7 protein-coding genes are annotated in these 6,796 nt (G+C 49.2%); 1 reads left to right on the top strand and 6 read right to left on the bottom strand.

Annotation, left to right across the window (positions count from 1 at the left end; genetic code table 11):
- The 5 genes from ACLR2L_RS17605 to ACLR2L_RS17585 all read right to left on the bottom strand — a co-directional run.
- Positions 1-258: hypothetical protein (locus tag ACLR2L_RS17605; protein ID WP_413369987.1), on the bottom strand; the 258-nt coding region annotated here is incomplete at its 3' end.
- An 11-nt stretch (positions 259-269) separates the two neighbouring features.
- Positions 270-1,271 (bottom strand): ThuA domain-containing protein, encoded by a 1,002-nt coding sequence (locus tag ACLR2L_RS17600; RefSeq protein ID WP_413369985.1) that lies wholly within the window; start codon positions 1,269-1,271, stop codon positions 270-272.
- A gap of 63 nt (positions 1,272-1,334) precedes the next feature.
- Positions 1,335-1,721, bottom strand: a complete 387-nt coding sequence (locus ACLR2L_RS17595) for a DUF6379 domain-containing protein (RefSeq protein WP_140960154.1) — start codon at positions 1,719-1,721, stop codon at positions 1,335-1,337.
- 8 nt (positions 1,722-1,729) lie between these two features.
- The gene (locus ACLR2L_RS17590) at positions 1,730-2,719 is read right to left on the bottom strand and encodes a sugar phosphate isomerase/epimerase family protein (RefSeq protein ID WP_413369983.1); all 990 of its coding nucleotides are present in this window, start codon (positions 2,717-2,719) and stop codon (positions 1,730-1,732) included.
- Positions 2,720-2,871: 152 nt separating this feature from the next.
- A complete protein-coding gene (locus ACLR2L_RS17585; RefSeq protein WP_413369981.1) occupies positions 2,872-4,098 on the bottom strand; it encodes an MFS transporter in 1,227 nt (408 codons plus the stop codon).
- Between the two features lie 430 nt (positions 4,099-4,528).
- Between ACLR2L_RS17585 and ACLR2L_RS17580 the strand changes: the two genes are divergently transcribed.
- A complete protein-coding gene (locus ACLR2L_RS17580) occupies positions 4,529-5,188 on the top strand; it encodes a TetR/AcrR family transcriptional regulator (RefSeq protein ID WP_140960158.1) in 660 nt (219 codons plus the stop codon).
- Between the two features lie 37 nt (positions 5,189-5,225).
- On the opposite strand, the gene ACLR2L_RS17575 is transcribed toward ACLR2L_RS17580, so the two are convergent.
- Positions 5,226-6,796: glycoside hydrolase family 3 C-terminal domain-containing protein (locus ACLR2L_RS17575; protein ID WP_413369978.1), on the bottom strand; the 1,571-nt coding region annotated here is incomplete at its 5' end.

The following is a 6,796-nucleotide window of genomic DNA, read 5'->3' as shown; positions in this document are numbered from 1 at the left end:
GCTGATTTGCTTAGCTTTAGCGCCCTTCATGCCATGTGCGGCGGCTAGGGTAATAAAGTCTGGCACCTTGGCTTTAATAGCCCCTGGCACCGATGTATCAGGGATCACCAGATCACACATCAGGGTGAAGAACGGGTTATCCGCTAGTGATGATTTATCCAGCGCGGCCCATACAGCTGAAGGCGTCAGTGCCAGCCCACAGGCTGCCATGGCCTGCTTTAACCAGGTTCTGCGCTGCGTATTGTCAATGGTATTCATTGGCTGTTCTCTTATTGATTAAATGCGCGGGCTTTGGCTCCAAGGGGAATCGTAACGCTACCCGTTGCAGCCCACTGCGTTCCACGCAAAATTAAACTTTTCACCCCATCGTGTAACAACGTATCCGGGCCATGCCCAAGGGCAATACAAAACACCCTGCCTTTGCCATATTCCACCGTCCACACTTGTGGATTATCTGCTGCCATCGCTTGCATCGCAGCGAGTTTTTCAGGTGTATATAAGTGCGCAGGGTACTTAGGGCCCGCAATGGTTTGAGAATATAACGCCGGGTCATCATAGGCTGTTGCCAGTACACGAATTTTAGCGTTCGGATGCCAGTACATGTTGGTGTACATGTCATCGTTCATGGTCCAGACATAGTCACGCATATCCTGGGTAACGGGATGCTCGTGATCGGTAATATTCACCAGAAACGCATCGGGTGGTGAGCGACGACTGCCCTGATGCGGGCGCATAGTGCCACCAGCGAGCTGCTCAAATTCAGGCCAGCCGGGCGAACCCATATTCAGCGAGGCGTGATACAGCACTACCCCACCGCCATTTTTGGCATAATCAAACAATGCCTGCTCGGCAACGCTGCCCCACCGGGCCTCTTGTGCGTCGGTATAATTCCAGCGGCCCAGATAGTTAACAAATACTGCGTCGTAGCGATTCAACATAGCCAGCGTGAGTACCCGCGGGTCTTCAATCACCCGAACATCAAGCATGCCAGTTTCCAGCATTAAGCTTCGCAAACGGGTATTCACGCCGGTCCAGTCGTGTTCGTAAGAACTCTCACCGGTCACGATGAGTACCCGACTGGCAGTATCAGACGGAACAGCAGGTACAACAACCCGTTGCACCGTTTCCGGCGGGCGGTAATCAGGCACGGGTATCACCACGCTTTCTGCTCCGATAACAGGAAATACACATGAGCAAAGCAGGATGAAAAAGAAAGTATGTTGGTGGTCGGTTAGTTTGTTAACCAACCGTTGAAAAGCAGAATCCAGCATAAAGGCCTCCGCGCAAACACCGGTACAAAGCAATACGCCACAGCTCTGTACCGGCAGGTTGGTTTACAAAGACAAGGTTTTTATATCACGGGTGGTAGGTACAAACGGCAAATAGGATACCCGCATGGTAATGGCCACACTGATCTCATGCTCACCGGATGCTACTGGCTCATCAGTCAGTGCAATCACTTTGGCTTTTTCGCCAAAGTTCCAGCGATCGCCATATTCAGTTTCCATTTCGTCCAGGGTCCACATGTTGCCACGTGCTGCAAATCGCACCTTACTGCGCTCGATCTCTTTGCCATCGACAGTTACCGCGATGTTTTCGATCATCGACAAGCCCAAACCACGGTAATAGGGCAAACGCGCTAACACGCTTACGCCTACACTGCCGTCACTCAGCGTTTCAGCGGCCAGACTATCTTCAACAATAACTTTATTATCAAACATACTGCCTCCTACTTACCTTGTTGACTGATTAAGGTTTTCAGCATTTTTTGCTGTCTGGATACCTGTGTAACAGAATCCACTTCTTCAGCGTCTTCTATCCAACGGTTACCTTCGTACTCAGAACAGATATAGCCGTTGTAGCCACCTTCGGTGAGCACTTTAACAATCTGATCGTAAGGAATGGATGGTTCAACAAGGTCTTCGGTAATCTGATAAAACTTGCCGTGAATATTGTGAATACGATCCATGTGCGCCAGCATCCGCTTCGGCTCATATGCTGCGTTATGACGCAGTGTTTCTGCCATACCCAGCGCAGGACCTACGCCGCCCATATCGCGCACGTTTTGGATCACGTATTCACTGAGTACGCGATCTTCATAGGCTTTTTCAATGTAGTCGGCTATTTTTTGCGGTACACCGTTGCGAATAAAGCGCGCTTTCCAAACCGGCGGGAATTTCTCTAAAAACATCCCCATGTCTGGCAAGAAACCCAATGCATCAGAACCTGATTTATCGTACGCCTCTGCGTGGCGCAAAATCCATGGATGATCAAAATGCAGTGGTGCATGCACTTCAAGTAACAACTTCACGCCCGCTTCTTCGGCGTATGGCGCAGCGGCCACCAGCACGTCTGGATCAATGGATACCAGTGCACGTAAAAAGGGCGTTCCCAGGCGTTTGGCAAAATCGATATCGCGCTTAATGCTCTCAACCTGTTCGTTGAATGGCATTAAACGCCCTTTGTAACGCTTGTAGTCCAGCATGAAATCATGAGCAACCGGCGTAGTGCCGTATTTTTCCATTAATGCATGCCAGTGTTGAATATCTGCTTCTTTGGCAGGTTGCTCCGGGTAGCCCCAGAAACTTTGTTCACCAATGACCTCGATGCCATTAGCACCTAATTCAGCACAAGTGCGAATGCAATCTTCAAGGTTCATTTTCCCAAGGAAGGTCTCATGCTGAAAACTATAAAGGCTGACGCCTCGTTTTATCGACATAACTATCTCCGATAGCGTTTTCATGTGTCTGCTTTGCGAGTAATTAGCTCGCGCGTTGGCCCTGCATTGCCCTCACCTGTTAAATTAACAGTTGCAGGTGTCCGGTATTCGCCGCCGCATTGATATGCAAGCGACGAATCCGAATATTGATGTTAACGTTGAGTAGGGACAGGCTGGCCTTTTGCCCTGCTGCCAAAGTGTGCAATTAACGCCACTACGGCTGCGGCAATGCCCACATAACCGGCCACTTCGAATGCGCCCTGAACGGAACTGGTTGTTTCTTCCAGCCTTGCCACCAGCCAAGGGCTGGAAAACTGACCAAAGAAGAAGCACGATGCCCAAATTCCCATGCCGCGACCGCGGTGCTGAGCTGGGACTTTGGTTTGTGTCCATGCGATTAAACAAGGTACTGACATGCCAGCGCCGGTTTGCTGAATCACCAGACCAGCTACTAGCATTGGTACCGAGTCAGCCATGCCCATAATCAACAAGCCACTGCACAGCACGAAAAAGAACGCGCCGAGTTGGATGGCATTGGATTGTTTGCCCAGCAGCCTGAATATCAGCGCGCCCACCATGACAAATAAGCTGGGAATAGCCGACAGTTCACTGATACGAGAAGGCTCCGTGACGCCTATTTCTCTGAATACCAGCCCACCCGAAATAATAAACACGTAATACAGTGCAGAAGCCAGTAGCGTAACGCCGCCAATCATTGCCATGGTAACAACCGGAAACGGTGTTTTTGCCATCTCAGGCGTTTGCTGAGCCTGTGTATTGGCATGCGATTTCTTTGCTGGCTCGGTTAAGTAACGCAGCATCAAAGCAAATACCAGGAATGCCACACCATAAATAATAAACACACCGTTCCACTGGATTTCAGTAGCCGGGCCAGCCAGGCGAATTACAATGGCACCAAGGAATGGGCCAGCAAGACCTTGCAGGAATAACCAGTCGCGGCGACCTTCGTCTTCCCAGTAATCGGCAATCAGCGTGTTAACCGCAGTAATAATAATGGCTTCAGAGAAACCCAGCAGAAAACGACTGCCCATCATCATGTACAGGTCGGTGAGGAAAAACGGTGCAATACCAAACACGCCATAGAAAAACGTTGCCCACAATAAGGGTTTCACCCGGCCGAATTTATCTACCAGAATGCCGGCGAATGACGCCGTTAACGCAATTGCTAGTCCCGGTGCAGACACCATAAGCGGTACCAGATCCCTTGCATTTGGGTGATCTTTAAAGTGATCGATGATGGAGGGCAATGCCGGAAACATAGACACAATGGCAAATAACGGCAGAAACGCCGAAATCACAATAATCAGCCCTTGGGGCACTAGGGTTAAACGCTTAAAAAAGTCGAAAATCTTGCTCATCTGCAACCTGTCCTGCAGTTAACTACTCGAAATTATTTTATAGAATAAGGATTCTAAAAAATGAGTCAAGACAATTTCGTTAATTAATTTTTTACAACCTGTAACATAACGGAACATGTGCGCCAATTTTACAGGGGCACACTTGAACTAAATTTATAAATATTCTTTAAATTCAAACTATTAAACCAATTCAAATTGATAAATAGTCTATCATTACCAGTACCAATAGAATTTGGTGCAAGCCACAGAAAATGACAAGCGCTCTGATTGAGAAAGGTAAAAACGAATTCTAGTATTTTTCAGGGTATTGCAAAGATCACGTAGAATGTTCAGAACCAAAAGCATCAAACTTTTTATTAACATCCAAAAGCGAACGTTGTATTCTAATATGAATTTCAAATCATTTTAGCCCCAACGTCAGGAATATAGCGTGACCGCAGCCCCTAAAAATTATTTAAAAGAACCCAAACAGAATCGTAGTAAAGCGTCTTTAGAACGCTTGCTCAATGCGGCATGTGAGTTACTGACAGAAAACGGCTATAAAGATTTCACCCTACAGGAAGTAAGTAAACGCGCCAAAGTTTCCATTGGTTCTATATACAACCGCTTCAAGAGTAAAGAAGACCTGATTCGACTGTTACAAGTTCGCGAACTGGAAACGCTGGAAGTGGAAACGGCCATGGTGATCACCCGTATTCGCCGCAAACAACTCAAGTTGCGTTTGCTGGTACCGGAAGTGATTACTGAATATGCTAACCTGCTCAAAACCCACAAGGGCATTTTACGCCCTCTAATGGAAATCAGCGCCGTTGATGAAGTGGTAGCGAGCTATGGTAAAACCCATGCCGCACAAAATATTGCGGATTTCATACAACTTTTGCTGGAACGCAAGGAAGAAATCTCTCAGCCCGATCCTGCACGTGCCGTCGATCATATCTTCAAAGTCGTATACGCCGCGCTGGCGCGTTACTTAGGCCTGGGTATCATGGATGGCGTTTCCGGTGAAGGTGACTGGGAAGAACTGCTCGACGACTTAAGCCAAATTACCCTGCATTATTTGCTAGGTCATCCGGATAATCTGAAAGAGTAATAAGACTGCGCTCTGCAAGCAGAGCGTTCATCTAACGTTAAACAATCTCTATTTCTACTGCCTCACCGGCTCTGGCATGGGGCGCTACCCACAGTGTTATAGTGCCGCTTTCCAGTACCTTGTTGAGCTTCTGATCCAGATAGGCAAACTGACTGGCCGACAGGGTAAAACTCACCGTTTGCTGCTCTCCTGGCTGTAACGTCACCTTTTTAAAATCCAGCAATTTACGTACAGGCTGCACAACTTTGGCGTAAGGATCCTGCATATAGCACTGCACGACTTCTGTAGCCTCCTTCTCTCCGATATTGGTGATCACTGCACTTACCGTAACAGAGCCGTTTTTGCTCACTGAAGCCGTGTTCACTGTAGGAGTATGGTATTCGATGGTGGAATACGTCAGGCCGAAGCCAAAGGGGTATAACGGATCGTCGGGTATGCCAATAAAGTGTGATTTAAACATCGGCGATTCGCCCACCGGAGTGGGTCTGCCTGAACTTTCCCGCGCGTAATAGTAGGGCTGCTGCCCAGATGCAATCGGAAAGGTTACCGGTAATCGACCCGACGGTGATACCTCGCCCATTACGATATCGGCAATAGCATGGCCGCTTTGCGTGCCCAAGAACCAGGTTACTACGATGGCCTGAGCGTGTTTCACCGCGCCTTCAAGTGCCAAGGCCCGACCATTGCGAAGTAATACCACAACAGGCTTGCCTGTCGCCGCTATCGCCTCTGCCAATTGTTGCTGCACCACAGGGAGCGTAATGCTCGCCCGGGATGATGCTTCACCCGACATTGAAGCAGACTCACCCACGGCCAGTAACACCACATCAGCAGTCGATGCCGCTTTAACCGCGCGCTCAATACCGCCTTCGATAGCCTCTGAAATGCCACAGCCGTCTTCAATGATAAGATTAGACGGCGCAAGTTTCGCTTTAAACCCTTCGGCCAGGCTCACTGAGGCAACCTGTGGCGCAAAGGGTGACCATGCGCCATCGACATTTTTAGTATCGCGGGCAAACGGCCCGATAAGCGCGACTTTGGCGGTGCTGGCAAGGGGTAATAGTTGCCCGGTATTTTTAAGCAGCACAATGGATTTGTGCCCGGCTTCGCGAGCGAGCGCCAAATGGGCAGCAGGCGCTTTGTCTGCCGCATGAGCCTGAGCAACCCGAAGGAATGGATCGTCAAACAATCCGGCGCGCATCTTCACATCCAGAATGCGATAAACCGCCAGGTCCAGTATCTTTTCATCCAGCTCACCACTTTGTACCAGTTGTGGTACATACTTGGGGTAAATACCACTGACCATACCTATGTCGCATCCAGCGTCCAGCGCCAGCTTAGCGGCTTCGCGCTCGTCTTTGGCAAAGCCGTGATTAATGAGTTCAAGCTCCGACTGGAAATCAGAGATGACCACACCACTAAAGCCCATTTCAGTGCGCAATAAGTCGGTTAACAACGCTTTATTGCCGGTACTCGGCACGCCGTCCACGGTGTTAAATGCCGCCATGGTAAAAATAGCACCGGCATCAAAGGCTGCTTTAAATGGCGGTAGATACACTTCGTGCAAGAGTCTGTCAGACATAGCCGTACCGGCGTAATCCAGGCCGG

The organism is Alteromonas sp. AMM-1, from assembly GCF_047290655.1.
Classification (GTDB): Bacteria; Pseudomonadota; Gammaproteobacteria; order Enterobacterales; family Alteromonadaceae; genus Alteromonas; species Alteromonas mangrovi.
The sequence above is the reverse complement of the archived record's forward strand: the minus strand, read 5'-3'. Positions and strand labels throughout refer to the sequence as shown.